Origin of the sequence: Exiguobacterium sp. s125, from assembly GCF_018618605.1 — a bacterium.
Taxonomy (GTDB): domain Bacteria; phylum Bacillota; class Bacilli; order Exiguobacteriales; family Exiguobacteriaceae; genus Exiguobacterium_A; species Exiguobacterium_A oxidotolerans.
Map to the genome: position 1 here is coordinate 247,785 of NZ_JACSMI010000001.1, position 20,297 is coordinate 268,081.

Genomic DNA, 20,297 nt, shown 5'->3' on the forward strand with positions numbered 1-20,297 from the left:
ACGTTTGCCATATTCTCACCTATACTCAAATTACAACGAAACTTAAGATGGGGTGGAAACATGACAGAAACTGCTGAAAAAATTTATGATGTCATCATCATCGGTGCAGGTCCTGCCGGAATGACGGCAGCACTTTACGCATCACGCGCAAACCTTTCAACACTGATGATCGAACGCGGTATTCCAGGCGGTCAAATGGCCAACACGGAAGATATCGAAAACTATCCGGGATACGATAGCATCCTTGGACCGGACCTTTCACAAAAAATGTTCGATCACTCGAAAGCATTCGGCGCAGAATATGCGTACGGTGACGTCCGTAGCATCGAGGATGGACGTGCTTTTAAAACGGTCCATGCACACAACAAGGATTATCATGCGCGGGCGATCATCATCGCATCGGGCGCACAATATAAGAAAATCGGTGTACCGGGCGAAGAAGAGCTCGGCGGTCGTGGTGTCTCGTATTGTGCCGTTTGTGACGGAGCTTTCTTTAAAGAAAAAGAATTGTTCGTCATCGGTGGTGGGGATTCAGCGGTCGAGGAAGGTGTCTACTTGACACGTTTCGCGAAAAAAGTCACAATCGTCCACCGTCGCGAAGAATTACGTGCACAAAAAATTCTTCAAAAACGTGCGTTCGATAACCCGAAAATCGATTTCATCTGGAATCATACCGTCAAACAAATCAACGAACAAGACGGTAAAGTCGGTTCGATTGATTTAATCAATACGAAAACGGCAGATGTGACGACACATCCAATCGATGGTGTCTTCATCTACATCGGAATGAACCCGATCACAGGTTACGTCCAAGATCTTGGTATCTTGAACGATCAAGGATATGTTGTGACGAACGAAGGCATGGAGTCAAACATCAAAGGAATCTTCGCAGCTGGAGACGTCCGTGAGAAAACGCTCCGTCAAGTCGTTACGGCAACGAATGATGGTTCGATTGCTGCTCAAAATGCACAGCATTATATCGAAGCGTTACTCGAGGAATTACAGGAATCATCACAGGTGTAAGACAGGAACCAGCTTTGTTGGAGGGGACTTCAATGAGGCTGGCTCTTTTTTTATGCTATACTGAATTTGGAATAAAAAATACACGCGGAACTGTTGTCTGGAGGGCGAAAAGATGGAAGAGAATCAACCGCAATTGGTCATCATCACGGGAATGAGTGGGGCTGGAAAGAGTGTCGCCATGAATAGCTTTGAGGACTTAGGCTATTTCTGTGTCGACAATCTCCCACCGACGTTACTGCCGCAATTGATTGAAGTGATTGGGCAAGTCCGTCCGAAAATTGCCGTCGCCATCGATACACGTGCTCGTGATTTTATTGATAGTTTCTTTGTCGTTTACGAAGATTTGAAAAAAACGAACCTGCAGATTCGTATGTTGTACTTAGACGCACGCAATGACGTCCTCGTGCGCCGCTATAAAGAGTCGCGGCGTTCGCATCCACTGGCGCCGACTGCGTCACCACTGATCGGTATCGAGCGAGAGCGGACGCTGCTCGAAGGATTCCGTGACAAAGCACAGATGCTGATCGATACGAGTGACATCAAACCGCTTGCACTGAAAGAACGCTTGCTCAAAGAATTTACGGAAGGGGAACGGATTCCCTTTACCGTCAATGTGATGTCATTTGGTTTCAAGCACGGACTGCCGCTCGATGCCGATCTCGTCTTTGACCTTCGTTTTCTGCCGAATCCGTTTTACATCCCGGAGTTACGTCCGAAAACGGGACTCGATCTCGAAGTATCGTCATACGTCATGAAGTGGCCGGAAGCAAAATTGTTCTATAAAAAGCTTGTCGACTTGCTCGAGTTCCTGATTCCCCAGTACGAACGGGAAGGAAAATCACAACTCGTCGTCGCCCTCGGCTGTACAGGTGGTAAACACCGCTCGATTACGTTTGCGGAAGCAATCAGTAAAGAATTTGAAAACCAGTATCACGTCGTCACGAATCACCGGGATTATGTTCACGCGAAGGAGGAAAAGTAATGAAATGGGAACGGAAAGTCGTCGCGATTGGCGGTGGAACGGGCTTGTCGACTCTTTTGCGTGGACTGAAGCATTATCCGCTCGACATCACGGCCATCGTCACGGTCGCGGATGACGGGGGGAGCTCGGGGCGCTTACGGACAGAGTTCAACATGTTGCCGCCGGGTGACATTCGAAACGTCATCGTCTCGCTATCGAAGTCCGAGACATTGATGGACCGGATCATGCAGTACCGTTTTGAAACGGGAGAAGGACTTCACGGTCACTCGCTCGGAAACTTGATGCTGACGGCTGCGACGCAGCTCTGTAACGGCTCGTTCGTCGAGGCGATTGGCGTCATGGGACAACTGTTGAATGCGGAAGGGAAAGTCTATCCGGCGACGGAGCGGACGATTACGTTATGTGCGGAGTTCGAAGACGGGACGATCGTCAAAGGCGAGTCGTTGATTCCGAAAGTCGGCAAGGTCATCGAACGGATTTATTTGGAAGAGGAAGATGTCCGTCCGGTACCGGAAGCGATTCAAGCGATTCTTGAGGCCGATGTCATCGTCCTCGGACCAGGGAGTCTCTATACGAGTATCATCCCGAACGTCTTGATTGATGAAATCCGGGAAGCGATTAAACAATCGCTTGCACCTGTCGTCTATATTTGTAACGTCATGACGCAACCGGGTGAGACGACGGCCTTCACGGCGAATGATCACTTGACTGCGCTCGAACGTTTTCTTGGGCAAGGCGTCGTCGATACAATCATCGTCAATAATGAATCAATCGATGCAAGCTATTTGCGAAAATATCAAAAAGATCATGCCGATATCGTCACTTACGATGATGAACGTTTCGTCGAGGCGGGAATTGAAGTGCTCGCGGACGATATCGTCGACTATAACCATCATTTCATCCGTCATGACGCGGACGCGGTCGCGAGCCTCGTCATGCGGAAAGTATTATCGATTCGACGGGTGCGTCAACTCGAAGGGAAGGAGGAATTGACGTGAGTTTTGCTTCAGAAGTTAAAAAAGAATTAACACAGATTGCCATCACGGATCACGAGATGAAGGCGGAGTTAGCGGCGCTCGCACGGATGAACGGTGCGATTTCGTTCGGACTCGGCCGCGGATTGACACTTGATATTTCGACTGAAAATGCGTCGATCGCGCGACGGATTTATTCATTATTAAAACGGGCATACGGGGTCCATCTGGATCTACTCGTCCGAAAGAAAATGCGCCTCAAAAAAAATAACGTCTACATCGTTCGCGTGAAGCAACAAGCCGATAAGATTCTGCAGGATTTAGGCATCCTCGGCGAAGGATTCACGATGATTCGTTCAATCAGCGATACGATTTTAAAAGATGAACGGCGGGCACGTGCCTATTTACGGGGGGCGTTCTTAGCCGGAGGGTCACTGAACAATCCGGCGACGTCGTCGTACCATTTAGAAATCTTCAGTCTCTATGAGGATCACAATGCGGCGCTTCGGAGTTTGACGAATCAATTCGATTTGAATGCAAAAGCAATCGAGCGTAAGAAAGGGCACATCCTCTACATCAAGGAGAGTGAAAAAATCTCTGATTTCCTCAAGGTAGTCGGGGCGACCCATTCGATGCTTCGTTTTGAAGATGTCCGGATTTTAAAAGATATGCGGAATTCGGTCAATCGTCTCGTCAACTGTGAGACAGCGAACCTCAACAAAACGGTCGGGGCAGCGCTCCGCCAAGTGGAGAACATCAAATTTCTCGAACGGACGGTCGGACTCGATGTCTTACCGGACAAGTTACGGGAAATCGCGATTTTACGCGTGACGCATCAAGACGTGACGCTGCAAGAGCTCGGCGAGATGGTCGAGAGCGGCTCCATCTCGAAATCAGGGATCAATCATCGATTGCGGAAAATTGATCAAATCGCGGATAAACTCCGGAATGGTGAGTCGTTGACAGGTGCGCTCTAAAGGGGAAACTTGCGAGATGAACCATAGTCTACTATAATATATAGTCGATGCAACTAAATGTTCGAATTAAGGAGTTTTTGAAATGGCTAACGAAAAAAAACGTATTTCGCTGACAGTCGATGCGAAATTTGATGAAGTCTTGACGAAAAAAGCAAAATCAATCGGTGTACCGAAAAGTACACTCGTGACATTCGCAACATCACTCTTCCTTAAGCAATTGCAAGCAGAAGAAGAGCTTTCACCACATGCGAACGGGATTTACACATTGATTCGTGAAAACCACGACATCGTGTCTGATATTACAGATCTCATCGACTAACACAAACGATCCTTTTCAGGTTCGGGACGAACTTTCATGATTTAATGAAGTTCATGCCCGGCGTGGAGAGGATTTTTTTTTGAAGACAACAAAAAAACGACCGCTGATGTAAAAACATCAACGGTCGGTCGGGTTAACAGATTAAGCGCGCTCCATGACGCGGTCGATGAGACCGTAGTCAGCTGCTGCTTGAGCAGACATGAAGTTATCACGCTCTGTATCGCGTTCGATGACTTCAAGTGGTTGTCCTGTGTTTTCTGCCATGATTTTGTTTAAGTGTTCACGCATTTTGATGATACGTTCTGCATGAATTTTAATGTCTGACGCTTGTCCTTGTGTGCCGCCGAGCGGTTGGTGAATCATGATCTCAGCGTTTGGAAGGGCAAAACGTTTTCCTTTTGCGCCTGCTTGTAAGAGGAAAGCACCCATTGAAGCGGCCATTCCGATACAAATTGTTGAAACTTGTGGTTTGATGAAGTTCATCGTATCGTAAATCGCCATACCCGCCGTGATTGAACCGCCCGGGCTGTTGATGTAGAGCGAAATTTCTTTATCTGGATCCTCTGCTGCTAAGAAGAGCAACTGGGCAACGACTGAGTTGGCGACGTTATCGTCAATCGCGCTCCCGAGAAGAATGATACGATCCTTGAGCAAACGTGAATAGATATCGTAAGCACGTTCCCCGCGGTTGGTTTGTTCGATGACTGTTGGAATTAACATAGTCTTTGCCTCCTTATGATGGTATGTAGCTCATATTCGACTTATTCCTATCATAATCCTTTGGTCAATATTGGTCAAAAGATACGATGCGACTTTTATGTATTTTTCCTGAATGGCATTGAATTAAACATATCAATATAGAAAAAAAGGCAATACCGCGAACGGCATTGCCTGTAGATTCAAAGATGGTACACCCGGAGAGATTTGAACTCCCGACACCTGGTACCGGAAACCAGTGCTCTATCCCCTGAGCTACGGGTGCATGTTTTTTACTGAACAATTAATAGTATACCGACATTTTTTCAGGAAAGCAATACTCGATTGATAAATTCAACATTTTTTTTCGGGCGAAAGATGCTTAAGGAGGACTTTCTAGACGGTCGGAAGATTTTTTTCCTCTATACTATATAGAAGAGTTAAAGATGCAATGGAATGAAGGGAGATCCGACGATGGAACAGCGCCAGGAACAGACGCAACGAATGACGTTATCGACGTCCCAATTGTTTCAGTTGACGATTCTTGAAGAATCATTTGCTGAACTCGAAGAACATGCATACCGAATCATACGCCGGACAAGCGCTTATCGGAATAATCTCAGTAAAACAATCGACGTTGATTTTGGCCGCGTCGCAGACCGTGTCGCTTCATTTGAAGCGACGCTTCTTCAGCAAATACGTTTAGAATCGGTCAGACAGGAAATAGGATATATGGCGGAACAACTCATGACGTACTTAGATACGGATGGATTATTGCGGACGACGGATGCGCAACTGGCAACATTGTTAGAGGCGGACGTCAGTCTCGTAAAACAAGCACGACACGTTTTACAACGGTGTGAACCGACGGGAATTGCGGCACGTTCCGCGCACGAATGCCGGTTGTTGCACGCGCTCGAACTAGATGACGCGTTATTGATTGATGTCGCGACGGATTTGAATGAAGGGATTGCTGTCAAACAAGTACTTCAAGACATTGATGATGCAACAGACCGGATACGGATCAAAGCGGCGCTCGATCGGTTACCAAAAGCACCGGTCCTTCCGGAGACGACCGTTCTGACGATTCCGGAAGCAGACATCGAATACCGTGACGGCGAGTTGACGATCAACTGGTCTGATCTCGAAATCGACCGGAGCTGGGCGGACCTCGATGAAGCAAAACCGTTCTTGAGTGCATATGAACGGAGACGGACGACGCTTCGGGCGATTCTGGACGTCATCATCGAGCGACAGCTCAATTGGTTTAAAGGAAAGCTCGAGCTCGCGCCGCTGACGAAAAAAGAAGTGGCGGAAGTGACGGGGCATCATCCGTCGACGGTTGGACGGGCGATTGCGAACAAAACGGTCAAGACGATTCAGGGCACGATGTTACTCGAAGATTTTTTCGTCTCACGGACGACGACCGGGACGTCGAGTTTCTTAGTTAAGGTCCGGATCGCTCAACTGCTCGAAGCGTCGCCTGTTCCGATGAGTGATCAACAATTGACGGACCGTCTCACAGCGGAGGGAATTACGGTCGCGAGACGAACGGTCGCAAAATATCGGGCAGCCCTTGGTTTGACCCAAGCGGACTTCGAGAGACGAGAGGAAAATTCATGATGCGAACAAAAGAAAACATGCACTTAACACTCTATTCACGTCCGGGTTGTACACTATGTGAGGAAGCCGCCATCTTGCTCGATTTTGTATTAGATGAATTTCCCGAATGGACATTCGAAGAAATCAACATTGACAACGATGCGGCGCTCAGTCTGAAGTACCTCTACGAAATACCGGTTCTCGCACATCAAAACGAAATCTTAAGTTATGGAAAATTTGAGACAGAGGCGGTAAGAAATCGTTTACTTGAAAAAAGATGACGGTCGAGACTTGAAACAAAACCAAGGTACTGTTATGATAGCAATGTACCAAGTGGGACAAGATATGACACGCGGGACGTAAAGTGTCCAGCAATTTGAGAGGAGCGGGAGTTACATGATTCGGCAGTTAGTACAGATCCAAAAGCGAATCGTGCCTGATCTGATTGAAGAAATGCAGACACGTTACGACATTCTTCATTATGTACGCCTGATGCAACCGATTGGACGACGAACACTTGCGACGAGCCTTGGCTTGACGGAACGCGTTCTACGCCGGGAAGTCGACTTCTTAAAAGAACAAGACTTACTGGAAGTTGCGACGCAAGGCATGTCCTTGACGGATGAAGGGCGGACGGTATTACGAAGCATGCACAGTGTGATGGCGGAACTCGCCGGGATCTCCGATATGGCGAAAGCCTTAAAAGAGAAGCTTGGTGTAAAAGACGTCGTCATCGTACCGGGTGATTCGGATCAAACCTTCTGGGTGCAACGCGATATGGGACGGGCAACAGTTGCCCGCTTAAAACGTGAACTTTCAAAAGACCACAATACGATCGCAGTTACAGGTGGAACGACGATGGCTTCGGTCGCGGCGATGATGTCGCCCGATAAGGAAAATCGTCCGATGACGTTTGTACCCGCACGAGGCGGTCTTGGCGAAACGCTTGAACTTCAAGCGAATACGGTCTGCTCACGCATGGCTTCACGTGCCCAAAGCGACTATCATCTGCTTCACATTCCAGACATGGTCAGCACCGAGACATTCGTCAAGATGGTCGAGGAGCCGAGCATTAAAAATGTCTTACAGATGATTAAAGATGCTTCAATCGTGGTACATGGAATTGGTGAGGCAAAAACGATGGCAAAACGTCGTCGTGCTTCGACAGCTCTTTTGGAACAGCTCGAAGACGAGCAAGCCGTCGCAGAAGCATTCGGATATTATTTTGATCGGGACGGAAACATCGTCCACCGTGTCAAAACGGTCGGACTACAACTCGACGACTTGAAAAAAGTCGAACACGTCGTGGTTGTCGCCGGTGGTCATTCGAAAGCAGAAGCGATCAATGCCTACGTCAAACAGTCTCCAAACATCATCCTTATTACGGATGAAGGAGCCGCAACAACGATTTTGAAAGGGTAGCCCCCTTTTGAATAATAGATAACTCGCTTTACACTAAAAGGAGGAAAATTATCATGGCAGTAGTAAAAGTTGGTATTAACGGATTTGGACGTATCGGGCGTTTGGCACTTCGTCAAATTCTTCAATTTGAAGGAATCGAAGTAGTCGCAATCAACGACCTCACAGACACTAAAATGCTTGCACACCTTTTAAAATATGATACGACTCAAGGTCGTTTCGACGGAGAAGTTGAAGTACACGACGGATACTTCCTCGTAAACGGTAAAGAAATCAAAACACTTGCTAACCGCAACCCAGAAGAACTTCCATGGGGCGAGCTCGGTGTTGACATCGTTCTCGAATGTACTGGTTTCTTCACAGACAAAGAAAAAGCTGAACTTCACTTGAAAGCTGGAGCTAAAAAAGTTGTTATCTCAGCACCTGCTACTGGCGACATGAAAACTGTCGTTTACAACACGAACCACGAAATTCTTGACGGAACTGAAACAGTTATCTCTGGTGCTTCATGTACTACGAACTGTCTCGCTCCAATGGCGAAAGTTCTTCAAGATCAGTACGGAATCGTTGAAGGTCTTATGACAACTATCCACGCTTACACTGGCGACCAAAATACACTCGACGCTCCACACCCTAAAGGTGACTTCCGTCGTGCACGTGCAGCAGCTGCTAACATCGTTCCTAACTCAACTGGTGCTGCTAAAGCAATCGGCCTCGTTCTTCCAGAACTTCAAGGTAAACTTGACGGATCTGCACAACGTGTACCAGTCGCTACAGGTTCACTCACTGAGCTCACAACAGTTCTTGAGAAAAAAGTTACAGTTGAAGAAGTTAACGCAGCTATGAAAGCAGCAGCGAACGAGTCTTACGGTTACACTGAAGACGAAATCGTTTCTTCTGACATCGTTGGTATCTCTTACGGATCACTCTTCGATGCAACACAAACTAAAGTTGTTACTGTCGGCGACAAGCAACTCGTTAAAACAGTTGCTTGGTATGACAACGAAATGTCTTACACTAGCCAACTCGTTCGTACACTCAAACACTTCGCAGAAATCGCTAAGTAATTCGAGCAATTAAATAGCAATTGAATAAGAGCGGAAACTACCAGTCTCCGCTCTTATTGCGAAAAAAAGTCTGGAGGGGCGTCACAGCCCCTCACTATACGTATGAGACGGAGGACGAATGTATGAATAAGAAATCAATTCGCGACATCGATGTACAAGGTCAACGCGTGTTTACACGTGTCGACTTCAACGTACCACTAGAAGACGGTAAAATTACGGACGACACACGGATTCGTGCGGCACTTCCAACAATTAAACATTTGATGGATGGCGGAGCGAAAGTCATTCTCGCAAGCCACATGGGACGTCCTAAAGGCGAAAAAAATCCTGAGTTCTCACTTGCACCAGTCGTAGCACGCCTCAGCGAATTGCTTGGTAAAGACATCAAGCTCGTTGAAGAAGCGTATGGCCCGGTCGCTGAAGAAGCGGTCAGCAAGCTTGAAGCAGGAGACGTTCTCGTTCTTGAAAACGTTCGTTTCTACCCTGGAGAAACAAAAAATGATGCTGAACTCGCTGAAGGATTTGCGAAACTCGCAGATATCTTCGTCAACGATGCATTCGGTGCAGCTCACCGTGCACATGCTTCTACAGAAGGAATCGCGCACCATGTCGATACTGCTGTAGCGGGATTGTTGATTGAAAAAGAACTTCAAGTTCTCGGGAAAGCGATCTCGAACCCGGATCGTCCGTTCACTGCAATCATCGGGGGATCGAAAGTAGCCGACAAAATCGGTGTCATCGATCACTTGCTTGATATCGTCGATACGTTGATCATTGGTGGGGGATTATCTTATACATTCCTCAAAGCTCAAGGTTATGAAGTCGGAACGTCACTTCTCGAAGTAGACAAAATCGACCAAGCGAAAGAATTCATGAAAAAAGCAGAAGACAAAGGCGTCAAGTTCTTAATGCCGGTCGACTGTGTCATCACGAAGGAATTCGGCGAAGAAACATATGTAGGACCACGCGATATCGACAGTATCCCAGCGGATCACATGTCACTTGATATCGGACCAAAAACAGTCGAACTGTATGCGGAAGCAATCAAGAACTCGAAACTCGTCGTCTGGAATGGACCGATGGGCGTATTCGAACTTGATAAATACGCAAACGGAACGAAAGGTGTCGCTCAAGCACTTGCTGATAGCGACGCATACTCAATCATCGGTGGTGGGGATTCTGCTGCAGCAGCTGAGAAATTCGGTCTTGCAGACAAGATGAGCCATATCTCGACTGGTGGCGGAGCGAGCCTCGAGTTCATGGAAGGTAAAGCCCTTCCTGGTGTCGAAGCGCTTAACGACAAGTAATCCAATAGTTCACAAGGGAGTGTTTCTCAATGCGTAAACCAATCATCGCAGGTAACTGGAAGATGAATCTAACTCTGAAGGATGCAGTCGCATTCGCAGAAGAAGTAAAAGGCAAAGTACCAGCTGCATCGACTGTCGATGCTGCTGTCTGTGCACCAGCTGTATTCCTTGCTCATTTAACGGAAGCAGCAGCTGGAACTGATCTTAAAATCGGTGCTCAAAACATGTACGATCAAGAAAGTGGTGCATTCACAGGCGAAATCAGTCCTGTCATGCTAAAAGAGCTTGACGTGACATACGTCATCCTCGGTCACTCTGAACGTCGTGAGTACTTTGGTGAAACAGATGCATTCATCAACAGCAAAGCGAAAAAAGCGTTCGAGCACGGTCTCGTTCCAATCGTTTGTGTAGGTGAAACACTTGAAGAGCGCGAAGGCGGCAAGTTCGAAGACGTCATCCGTGAACAAACGACAAACAGCCTTAAAGGCTTGACTGTCGACCAAGTGAAAAATCTCGTCGTCGCATATGAGCCTGTCTGGGCAATCGGAACAGGTAAATCAGCGACAGAACAAGATGCACAAGATTCTTGTAAATTCGTTCGCGACGTCGTCGCTGCTGAATTCGGTACAGAAGCTGCAGAAGCAGTTCGTATCCAGTACGGTGGCAGCGTCAAGCCGGAAAACGTCAAAGAATATATGGCTCAACCTGACATCGACGGAGCACTCGTTGGTGGAGCAAGTCTTGAGACAGGATCGTTCCTCAAACTGTTGGAGGCGATTTAAATGAAAAAACGTCCAGTCGCACTTATCATCCTTGATGGTTTCGGTATGCGTGATGAAGAATTCGGGAATGCTGTGACAGCGGCAAACAAACCGAACTTCGATCGCTTTTGGAACAAATATCCGCATACGTTGTTGAATGCGAAAGGGGAATACGTTGGTTTGCCTGAAGGTCAGATGGGGAACTCAGAAGTGGGTCACCTCAACATCGGGGCAGGTCGCGTCGTCTACCAATCGCTATCCCGAATCAACAACGCCGTCAAAGATCGCTCGTTCTTCTCGCGTCAAGCGATGAACGATGCGGCAGGTCACGTGAAGAAACATGATTCAGCACTCCATATCTTTGGTTTAGTATCTGACGGTGGAATCCATAGTCACATCAATCACTTGTATGCTGTTCTTGAATTCGCGAAACTTCACGAAATCGAAAAAGTCTACTTGCATGCCTTCACGGACGGCCGCGATTGTGATCCACAATCGGGTGCTGGTTTCCTTCGTGACGCGCAAGCGAAGATGGATGAGTTACAAGTCGGTCAATTCGCAAGTGTCTCTGGACGCTATTATGCAATGGACCGCGACAACCGTTGGGAGCGCGTCAAGAAAGTCTATGACGTCATCACATACGGTGAAGGCCCGACAACAAAAGACCCAATCGGCATGGTAGAAGAATCATACAAGACGGACGTTACGGACGAGTTCATCGAACCAACCGTCGTCGTGCAGGAAGACGGTACGCCAGTCGCACCGATCCACGACAACGATGCAATCATGTTCTTTAACTACCGCCCTGACCGTGCGATTCAACTGGCGAAGGTCTACAAAGAAAAAGCTGGCTTCACAGGATTCGAACTTCCGGACAATGCACCGAAGAACCTGTTGCTCGTCTCCATGACGAAGTACTCGGATGCGATTGATACGGATATCGTCTTCCCGCCAGAAGATATCAAAAACACGCTTGGGGAAACACTCTCGAAGCAAGGCTTAAAACAATTACGGATTGCGGAAACTGAAAAGTATCCACACGTCACGTTCTTCTTCAACGGACAACGTGAAGAACCGTATGAAGGCGAAGATCGTATCTTAATCCCGTCGCCAAAAGTCGCAACATACGACTTACAACCAGAGATGAGCATTTATGAAGTAACGGATGCGCTTATTGAAGCGATCAATTCCGACAAACATGATGCCATCATCCTGAACTTCGCGAACCCGGACATGGTTGGTCACTCGGGTATGCTCGAACCGACAATCAAGGCAATCGAAGCAGTTGATGAATGTCTCGGTAAAGTCGTTGACTTGATCGTCAGCAAAGGTGGCGCAGCAATCGTGACTGCTGACCACGGAAATGCCGATAAAGTGCTCAATAAAGATGGCAGCAAGATGACGGCCCATACGACAGAACCGGTACCATGTATCGTGACAGTCGAAGACGTCGAACTTCTCGAGCCACTTACAGGCGCATTAGCGGATTTAGCACCAACATTACTTGATCTACTTGGCGCAGATCAGCCGTCAGAAATGACGGGTAAATCCATCGTATTAAAGAAATAATCCCGTCGATGGAATAAACGTCTAACAAAGCAACACACACTATTTTTTCAACTAAAAGGAGCGAATTTAAATGTCAATGATTACAGAGATTTATGCACGCGAGATTCTTGACTCACGCGGTAACCCAACAGTAGAAGTAGAAGTATATACAGAAGACGGCGGCTTTGGTCGCGCACTCGTCCCATCAGGCGCATCAACTGGTGAGCACGAAGCAGTAGAACTTCGTGACGGCGACAAAGCACGTTATCTCGGTAAAGGTGTCTTGAAAGCAGTTGACAACGTCAACGAAAAAATCGCACCTGAAATCATCGGTTACGATGTTTTCGACCAAGCTGGAATCGACAAAAAAATGATCGATCTCGACGGAACAAAAAACAAAGGTAACTTCGGCGCTAACGCAATCCTCGGTGTTTCGATGGCTGCTGCTCGTGCTGCTGCAGATGAGCTTGGACTTCCACTTTACACGTACCTCGGTGGATTCAATGCGAAAACACTTCCAACTCCAATGATGAACATCATCAACGGTGGATCACACGCTGACAACAACGTTGACTTCCAAGAGTTCATGATCATGCCTGTTGGAGCTCCAACATTCAAAGAAGCACTTCGTATGGGTGCTGAAATCTTCCACGCGTTGAAATCAGTTCTTAGCGGAATGGGTCTTAACACAGCAGTTGGTGACGAGGGTGGATTCGCTCCAAACTTGAAATCAAACGAAGAAGCAATCACAGTTATCCTTGAAGCAATCGAAAAAGCTGGCTACAAAGCAGGCGAAGATGTTTACCTTGCAATGGACGTCGCTTCTTCTGAGTTCTACGACAAAGCAGCTGGAACATACAACCTCGCTGGCGAAGGCAAAGTCCTTTCTACAGAAGAGCTTGTTGAATTCTACGCACAACTCGTCGACAAATACCCAATCATCTCAATCGAAGATGGCTGTGACGAAAACGACTGGGACGGCCACAAACTTCTCACAGACCGTATCGGACACAAAGTTCAACTCGTTGGGGATGACTTGTTCGTAACAAACACAGAAAAACTTGCTGAAGGTATCGAAAAAGGCATCGCTAACTCGATCCTCATCAAAGTTAACCAAATCGGTACGTTGACTGAAACATTCGACGCAATCGAAATGGCTAAAAAAGCTGGTTACACAGCAGTCGTTTCTCACCGTTCTGGTGAAACAGAAGATTCAACAATCGCTGACATCGCTGTTGCGACAAACGCTGGTCAAATCAAAACGGGTTCACTTTCACGTACAGACCGTATCGCGAAATACAACCAACTTCTCCGCATCGAAGACATGCTTTCAGATGTTGCTGTCTACGATGGTATCAAATCATTCTACAACCTCAAGAAGTAATTTACGGATTGAGTCGACAGTCTCTCGCTTAGCGAGGGGCTGTTTTTTTTTGTTGATGATGAGAAGGAAGAATCAAGCTCAAGCATTACTCCGCTCGCTTTTCTAGGGCGGGACGCAAGCCGCGGATATCTTAATCAGATGTCCGGGTCTCACCTGTCCCTGACGGAAGCTAAGCTTCCTTTTCCCTTTAGAAGTCGAGCGGGGTATGCTTTTCGCTTTTGTAGGCATTGATTAACAGAGTTGTACTCTGGCTCACGTAGGACACAATTTGCTAAACTTCTAGCAGGTAGCAGAGGTCTAAGTGTCCTCTACCCTAAAAAGCCGGGCACGGGTCTATTTTGTTGGTATAGATCCTGTCAGATAAGATGGGAACTACGACAATTACTTGCTTCATGTGACTCCTACAGGAAAAAGCACATGAATGGCAAGTGAGTGAGACGTAAGTGCTTCCCTAACTTTTTTACGCAGAAAAAACGAGATCCGACTCAATGTCGAATCCCGTAATATTAAAATGAAATTTTATGCGTTGAAATCAATCCTCAATAAACGTAACGAGGTAATGATACGGTGAATACAGTGGTGCTTTCGTGACAAAAAATTCAGGTAAATCTGTGTCGATGTCAAGATTGCGCAAGGTCTCCGGATCCAGGCATTCTTGCACAAGCCGCTTGATATCACTCAGCAATTCATCATGAAGATTGGTTTCAACAGGAAATGATCGTTTTGCTCCATCTTTTAGCAACAAGACGACGGGTGGAAGTCCACGCAGTAAATCGACTTCGAGTGGTTCTTTGTTGTTTTTAAAAAAATCATTTAAACAGCTGACGACTTTCATTGAATATTCTTCTTTCACCGAAACCCCCAACTTTCTCTTATATCCTTGATTTAACCTCTATCCTCTAGTTTAGTTCCCTAAATTAAGCTAGGATATGCAGTCAAGTCGCAGTTGTTGCATTAATCGAATCAATAACCGGGTACAGAAGAAAGAACGGGGAGGGAAGAATCATGTTGTTTCGTTATTTATTTCTAGGAATGGAGACATCGATTGACGATATTCCGTTACGTATCATCTATTTCACGGAATTGATTCTATTCATCGGACTTTATCAAATCACGAGTCGTTTCTCACGACAAAGTTTAATCATCGGAACCATCCTGGGTGTCGGGGGATTAATTGCCTTACTACCGGGTGCGATTTATATCTTACGGTACAATCCGCAAGATGCCATCATCGATGTTACATTTTTGCTGATCTACTTATTCGAACCGCTCGCGATCCTCGCGTTCGTCATTGCGATCCTTCGAAGAGCTTTCAAAAAACGACACCAACACTCTTGAAAAGTACGGAAAACGTTCGTATGAAACGTTTTTTCGTACTTTTTTGCTATGTATGGAGTTTTAGAAAGTAAGCGGAATAAAATAAATAAAATATATTTTACGGAAAACGGTTGATGTGTAACCGGTTACACAATATGATACATATTGTAAGCGTTATCAAAAGAAAGAGGTGGCGAAATCATGTCGACCATCCGGGAAGTAGCGAAAGTGGCAAATGTATCAGTCGCAACGGTATCACGCGTCATGAATGAAAAAGGATATGTCAGCGAAAAAGCGCGTGTGGCGGTGCTTCAAGCGGTTAAACAGCTTGATTATCGACCGAATCGTGTCGCCCGTTCCTTGTTTCAAAAACGATCAGGATTGATTGGATTGATCGTACCGGACATCACAAACCCTTATTTTCCCCAACTGGCACGTGCCGTCGAGGATATGGCACATAAGCATGGATATCAAGTGATTTTGTGTAACACGGATGAACAGTTTCAGAAAGAACATGAATATATCCAGTCTCTCGAAGCAATGCATGTCGATGGATTGATCATTACGACGAACTACTCGAACAACCCGAACTATGAAACCATCGAAGTGCCGATCGTCGCACTCGACCGGGTGTTACAAGGAGCAATCCCGACCGTCACATCAAACGGGTACGACGGCGGGAAGAAGGCAGCTCAATTTTTACTCGATCACGGAGCGGATGAACTCGTCGTCATCAGTGGGCCGTCAAAGTTACCGACGATCAAAAAACGCCGGGATGGTTTTGAAGAAGTCGCAGGAAAACATCTCGTCGCAAGCATCGAGTCACCGTTTCATTTTCAAGGCGCACTCGACGCGGCGAACTATTTGTTCGACCACTATACCTGTAACGGAATTTTTGCAGCGAACGATGTCATCGCAGCGGCAACGATTCAAGTCGCGGCAGAACGCGGGATTGCGATTCCTGAGCAACTGCAAGTCATCGGGTATGACGGAATCGAGCTCGGACAAATGATTTCACCGCCACTGACGACGATCGCCCAGCCGATTTATCAGATGGGGGAACTGGCGGCGAAGTTGCTGATTCAACGAATTGAAGGAAAAGAAATCGCGGCCGTCCATCATGAGTTGACGGTCGAAGTCATCGAACGGGAAACGACGAAGCGGAAGGATGAACAAATATGAAACAAATCAGTGTAGTAGGGAGTATCTCGATGGACCTGGTCGTCGAAAGCGATCGTCGTCCGTCAGCGGGTGAAACAGTCATCGGCTCAGCGTTTCATACCGTCCCGGGCGGTAAGGGGGCGAATCAAGCAGTCGCGGTCGCCCGGCTCGGCGGGAGTGTCGAGATGGTCGGGTGCATCGGTGACGATGCGAGCGGGACAGCGATTCGCCAAAACTTTGAAGCGGAACACGTCGGGACGACGCACCTGCAGACGATAACGAACGAACGGACGGGAACGGCGCACATCACGCTCGCGGAAGGGGACAACTCAATCGTCGTCGTCCAGTCGGCGAACTTAGCCGTCGTCTATGATGAGAGCCAGATCGACAGCTTGCTCGGTCAGACGGACATGATTTTATTACAGCTCGAAATTCCACTGGAAACGGTCAAACAGGTGGCGCGTTACGGAAAAGAGCACGGTATTCCCGTTATCTTGAATCCGGCGCCAGCCATCGTCCTTGACGACGAGTTGCTCGAAAACGTGACGTACCTAACACCAAACGAACATGAATGTGGCTTGATTTTCGGACAACAGCAATCTCTTGAACATTGGTTAAGCCAGTATCCGAATAAATTGATTGTAACGGAAGGCAGTCGCGGTGCTCGCTTCTATGACGGAGACGCCATCGTGACGGTGCCGGCGATTAAGACGGACGTCGTCGATACGACGGGTGCCGGCGATACGTTCAACGGAGCACTCGCTGTCGCGTTGACGGAAGGAAAGTCACTGACGGAAGCGATTCGCTTTGCGAACAAGGCAGCCGGTATGTCCGTCCGGGCGCTCGGTGCTCAAGGCGGCATGCCGACACGGGAACAGATGGAGGTCGAAGTATGAAACGACACGGCATTTTGAACAGTCAAATCAGTAAAGTCTTAGCAGATCTCGGTCATACCGATATGATCGTCATCGCTGATTGCGGCTTACCGATTCCGACGGGCGTTGCGCGGATTGATTTAGCGCTGGAACTCGGGACACCGGCGTTTGCCGACGTCTTGCGCGTCGTCGCGGACGACATGGCGGTTGAACAGGTGACACTGGCGTCGGAAATCAAGGAAGCAAACGAAGCGGCGCTCACTACGGTGAGTCAATTAAACGTGACGACGGAATACGTCTCGCACGAAGCGTTTAAAGAGCTAACGAAGCAGGCGAAAGTCATCATCCGGACAGGTGAAGCGACACCTTACGCCAATGTAATTTTACACGCCGGCGTCATTTTTTAAGGGGGAAGCATGATGCACATTAAGATGACAGGAATCACAAAAGCGTTTGGTCCCGTGCCCGTCTTAAAGGGTGTCGACTTCGAACTCGCGACAGGTGAAATTCATGCCTTGATGGGCGAGAACGGAGCCGGTAAGTCAACGCTGATGAAAATCTTGACCGGTGTCCATAAAGCGGACGAGGGAACGATTCAAGTCGATGGTGTCGAACAACACTATAAAAATCCGAAACTGGCGGAAGAAGCGGGGATTGCCTTCATTCACCAGGAGTTAAACATTCTGCCTGATTTGACGGTGACGGAAAATCTGTTCCTCGGTCGTGAGTTGAAATCGCGCTTCGGTGTGTTGAAACAGGCGGAAATGAAACGGCTCGCGGAACGGGAACTGGCGGAACTGAACGTCTTCATGGATGTCAATCAACTGGCGCGGACGTTATCGGTCGGGCAACAACAGATGATTGAGATCGCAAAAGCACTGATGACGCACGCAAAGGTCATCATCATGGATGAACCGACAGCTGCCTTGACGGAACGTGAGATTCGCGCCCTGTTCAGTGTCGCGACGGCGTTACGCGAGCAAGGCGTCTCAATCGTCTACATTTCGCACCGGATGGAGGAAATCTTCGAACTGTGTGACCGGATCACCGTCTTGCGGGACGGGGTCTCCGTCTCGACCCACCGGATCGCTGAGACATCATTTGAACAGATCGTCCGCGAAATGGTCGGACGCGAAATGGGTGAACGCTACCCGGAACGCAAGGTCACACACGGTGACACGGTCTTAGAAGTAACGGGAGCGACGGGGAAACGGTTTGAAGACGTCTCGTTCTCCGTCCGTGCCGGTGAAATCGTCGGCTTCTCCGGTTTGATGGGAGCGGGACGGACGGAAGTCATGCGTGGTCTGTTCGGTGTCGATCGCCTGAAGGCAGGAACAATCAAGCTGAATGGCAACGTCATCAACATCAAATCACCGCACGATGCAATCAAACAAGGACTTGGTTTCTTGACGGAAGACCGAAAAGGCGAGGGTTTGTTCCTCGACTTTTCACTCCGAGAGAACATCTCCTTGCCGACGATTCGGTCGTTAGCGAAGTCGGGTGTCATCTCCGATCAGTCGGAGCGCCAGTTCGCGGAAGGCTATCTCAAGTCGTTATCCGTCCGTCACAGCTCGATGGATCAACCGGCGAAGTCACTTTCCGGCGGGAATCAGCAAAAGGTTGTCCTCGCGAAATGGCTCGGGACGAAACCGGATGTCTTGATCCTCGACGAACCGACACGTGGTGTCGACGTCGGGGCAAAAAAAGAAATTTACCTGATTATGAATGAGCTCGCCGCGTCTGGTGTCGCAATCATCATGATCAGTTCCGACCTCCCGGAGATTCTCGGGATGAGTGACCGCGTCTACGTGATGCGGGAAGGGCAAGTGAGCGGGATGCTCGAACAACAAGAGGCGACGCAAGAAAGTATCATGACACTTGCGACAGGAGGACAATGAGATGGAATTGATGCAAGGGAAACTGACGGAAAAGAAACCGCGCCGGCTCGGAATCGGGCAGAAGCTCGGTCCGCTCGCCGGGCTGTTCGCGATCGTGCTCGTCGTATCGATTATGGAACCGGACTTTTTAACACTCAATAACTTATTCAACATTTTACGCCAAGTGTCGATCAACGCCTTGATCGCCTTCGGCATGACGTTCGTCATCTTGACGGGTGGGATTGATTTATCGGTCGGTTCGATTCTCGCCTTATCGTCGGCGTTCGTCGCCGGACTGATGACGGACGGAACGTCAGCCATTATTGCCGTTCTCGCCGGACTGATCGTCGGTGCTATCATGGGTGCGTTAAACGGCATGGTCATCTCACTCGGGAAAGTCGCACCGTTCATCGCGACACTGGCGACGATGACGATCTTCCGTGGCCTGACGCTCGTCTATACGGACGGACGACCCATCACGGGACTCGGGCAAGGTGGATGGTTTGAATTATTCGGTCGGGGTTACTTCTGGATCTTCCCTGTACCGGTCGTGACGATGTTAATCGCCTTCGCGGTCCTTTACTTCATCTTGAAGAAAACGACGTTCGGGCGTTACACATATGCCATTGGTGGAAATGAAGAAGCGGCGAAATTGATGGGGATTCAAGTCAACAAAGTCAAAATCATGATTTACTCGCTATCCGGCTTGATGGCAGCACTCGCCGGCATCATCCTGACGTCACGCCTCAACTCGGCGCAACCGACGGCAGGAACATCGTATGAGCTCGACGCAATCGCAGCCGTCGTCCTCGGCGGGACAAGTCTATCCGGTGGTCGCGGTTGGATCGTCGGAACATTGATCGGGGCCTTGATTATCGGGACACTCAACAACGGCTTGAACTTACTCGGTGTGTCATCGTTCTTCCAACTTGTCGTCAAAGGACTCGTCATCCTGTTCGCCGTCCTCGCAGATCGGAAACAAACGACGTAATCATACACATTTTGAAG

20 protein-coding genes, 1 tRNA gene and 1 pseudogene are annotated in these 20,297 nt (G+C 48.2%); 19 read left to right on the forward strand and 3 right to left on the reverse strand.

What is annotated here, in order from left to right:
• The first annotated feature begins 60 nt into the window (after window positions 1–60).
• The 5 genes from trxB (at window position 61) to KNQ05_RS01160 (ending at window position 4,275) form a co-directional block, all read left to right on the forward strand.
• Window positions 61–1,023 carry a thioredoxin-disulfide reductase gene (gene trxB / locus KNQ05_RS01140; protein ID WP_029331364.1) on the forward strand — a complete coding sequence of 321 codons (963 nt, stop codon included), beginning with the start codon at window positions 61–63 and terminating at the stop codon, window positions 1,021–1,023.
• A gap of 112 nt (window positions 1,024–1,135) precedes the next feature.
• Window positions 1,136–2,005: an RNase adapter RapZ gene (gene rapZ, locus KNQ05_RS01145; protein WP_029331363.1), complete on the forward strand. Its 870-nt coding sequence runs from the start codon at window positions 1,136–1,138 to the stop codon at window positions 2,003–2,005.
• Entirely contained in the window at window positions 2,005–3,003 is a 999-nt protein-coding gene (locus KNQ05_RS01150) for a gluconeogenesis factor YvcK family protein (protein WP_029331362.1), read from the forward strand. Before rapZ ends, KNQ05_RS01150 begins: the two co-directional genes overlap by 1 nt.
• Window positions 3,000–3,956, forward strand: a complete 957-nt coding sequence (gene whiA, locus KNQ05_RS01155; RefSeq protein ID WP_088837747.1) for a DNA-binding protein WhiA — start codon at window positions 3,000–3,002, stop codon at window positions 3,954–3,956. Before KNQ05_RS01150 ends, whiA begins: the two co-directional genes overlap by 4 nt.
• 82 nt (window positions 3,957–4,038) lie before the next feature.
• The gene (locus KNQ05_RS01160) at window positions 4,039–4,275 is read left to right on the forward strand and encodes a hypothetical protein (protein WP_029331360.1); all 237 of its coding nucleotides are present in this window, start codon (window positions 4,039–4,041) and stop codon (window positions 4,273–4,275) included.
• Between the two features lie 141 nt (window positions 4,276–4,416).
• On the opposite strand, the pseudogene clpP reads toward KNQ05_RS01160, so the two are convergent.
• Both clpP and KNQ05_RS01170 read right to left on the reverse strand, forming a co-directional pair.
• Window positions 4,417–5,001: pseudogene (gene clpP / locus KNQ05_RS01165) on the reverse strand (ATP-dependent Clp endopeptidase proteolytic subunit ClpP); the annotation flags it as partial.
• Window positions 5,002–5,181: 180 nt separating this feature from the next.
• Window positions 5,182–5,257 (reverse strand) — tRNA-Arg (locus KNQ05_RS01170).
• Window positions 5,258–5,445: 188 nt separating this feature from the next.
• On the opposite strand from KNQ05_RS01170, the gene KNQ05_RS01175 reads away from it, so the two are divergent.
• The 8 genes from KNQ05_RS01175 to eno all read left to right on the forward strand — a co-directional run bounded on the left by KNQ05_RS01175 (window position 5,446) and on the right by eno (window position 14,059).
• A complete protein-coding gene (locus KNQ05_RS01175) occupies window positions 5,446–6,594 on the forward strand; it encodes an RNA polymerase factor sigma-54 (RefSeq protein ID WP_214804304.1) in 1,149 nt (382 codons plus the stop codon).
• Complete coding sequence (locus KNQ05_RS01180) at window positions 6,591–6,854, forward strand: glutaredoxin family protein (protein ID WP_088837745.1); 264 nt, start codon at window positions 6,591–6,593, stop codon at window positions 6,852–6,854. The genes KNQ05_RS01175 and KNQ05_RS01180 overlap by 4 nt, the downstream gene beginning before the upstream one ends.
• A gap of 118 nt (window positions 6,855–6,972) precedes the next feature.
• A complete protein-coding gene (locus KNQ05_RS01185; RefSeq protein WP_029331355.1) occupies window positions 6,973–7,995 on the forward strand; it encodes a sugar-binding transcriptional regulator in 1,023 nt (340 codons plus the stop codon).
• Between the two features lie 53 nt (window positions 7,996–8,048).
• The gene (gene gap, locus KNQ05_RS01190; RefSeq protein WP_088837744.1) at window positions 8,049–9,059 is read left to right on the forward strand and encodes a type I glyceraldehyde-3-phosphate dehydrogenase; all 1,011 of its coding nucleotides are present in this window, start codon (window positions 8,049–8,051) and stop codon (window positions 9,057–9,059) included.
• A gap of 122 nt (window positions 9,060–9,181) precedes the next feature.
• Entirely contained in the window at window positions 9,182–10,366 is a 1,185-nt protein-coding gene (locus tag KNQ05_RS01195) for a phosphoglycerate kinase (protein WP_088837743.1), read from the forward strand.
• Between the two features lie 29 nt (window positions 10,367–10,395).
• Complete coding sequence (gene tpiA, locus KNQ05_RS01200; protein ID WP_088837742.1) at window positions 10,396–11,148, forward strand: triose-phosphate isomerase; 753 nt, start codon at window positions 10,396–10,398, stop codon at window positions 11,146–11,148.
• Window positions 11,149–12,696 (forward strand): 2,3-bisphosphoglycerate-independent phosphoglycerate mutase, encoded by a 1,548-nt coding sequence (gpmI, locus tag KNQ05_RS01205; protein ID WP_214804305.1) that lies wholly within the window; start codon window positions 11,149–11,151, stop codon window positions 12,694–12,696.
• A gap of 70 nt (window positions 12,697–12,766) precedes the next feature.
• Entirely contained in the window at window positions 12,767–14,059 is a 1,293-nt protein-coding gene (gene eno / locus KNQ05_RS01210) for a phosphopyruvate hydratase (RefSeq protein WP_023469213.1), read from the forward strand.
• A 532-nt stretch (window positions 14,060–14,591) separates the two neighbouring features.
• Here eno and KNQ05_RS01215 read toward each other — a convergent pair.
• The gene (locus tag KNQ05_RS01215) at window positions 14,592–14,912 is read right to left on the reverse strand and encodes a hypothetical protein (RefSeq protein WP_088837740.1); all 321 of its coding nucleotides are present in this window, start codon (window positions 14,910–14,912) and stop codon (window positions 14,592–14,594) included.
• A 152-nt stretch (window positions 14,913–15,064) separates the two neighbouring features.
• Between KNQ05_RS01215 and KNQ05_RS01220 the strand changes: the two genes are divergently transcribed.
• From KNQ05_RS01220 to rbsC, 6 genes are all read left to right on the forward strand, one after another.
• Window positions 15,065–15,397, forward strand: coding sequence for a hypothetical protein (locus KNQ05_RS01220; protein WP_029331344.1), 333 nt, complete (start codon window positions 15,065–15,067; stop codon window positions 15,395–15,397).
• Window positions 15,398–15,577: 180 nt separating this feature from the next.
• Window positions 15,578–16,558 (forward strand): LacI family DNA-binding transcriptional regulator, encoded by a 981-nt coding sequence (locus tag KNQ05_RS01225; protein WP_088837739.1) that lies wholly within the window; start codon window positions 15,578–15,580, stop codon window positions 16,556–16,558.
• Window positions 16,555–17,433, forward strand: a complete 879-nt coding sequence (gene rbsK / locus KNQ05_RS01230; protein ID WP_214804306.1) for a ribokinase — start codon at window positions 16,555–16,557, stop codon at window positions 17,431–17,433. Before KNQ05_RS01225 ends, rbsK begins: the two co-directional genes overlap by 4 nt.
• Entirely contained in the window at window positions 17,430–17,819 is a 390-nt protein-coding gene (gene rbsD, locus KNQ05_RS01235; protein ID WP_214804307.1) for a D-ribose pyranase, read from the forward strand. Before rbsK ends, rbsD begins: the two co-directional genes overlap by 4 nt.
• A 12-nt stretch (window positions 17,820–17,831) precedes the next feature.
• Window positions 17,832–19,310: a sugar ABC transporter ATP-binding protein gene (locus KNQ05_RS01240; protein WP_214766855.1), complete on the forward strand. Its 1,479-nt coding sequence runs from the start codon at window positions 17,832–17,834 to the stop codon at window positions 19,308–19,310.
• Window positions 19,311–19,320: 10 nt separating this feature from the next.
• Window positions 19,321–20,280 (forward strand): ribose ABC transporter permease, encoded by a 960-nt coding sequence (rbsC, locus tag KNQ05_RS01245; RefSeq protein ID WP_029331338.1) that lies wholly within the window; start codon window positions 19,321–19,323, stop codon window positions 20,278–20,280.
• Window positions 20,281–20,297 lie beyond the last annotated feature (17 nt).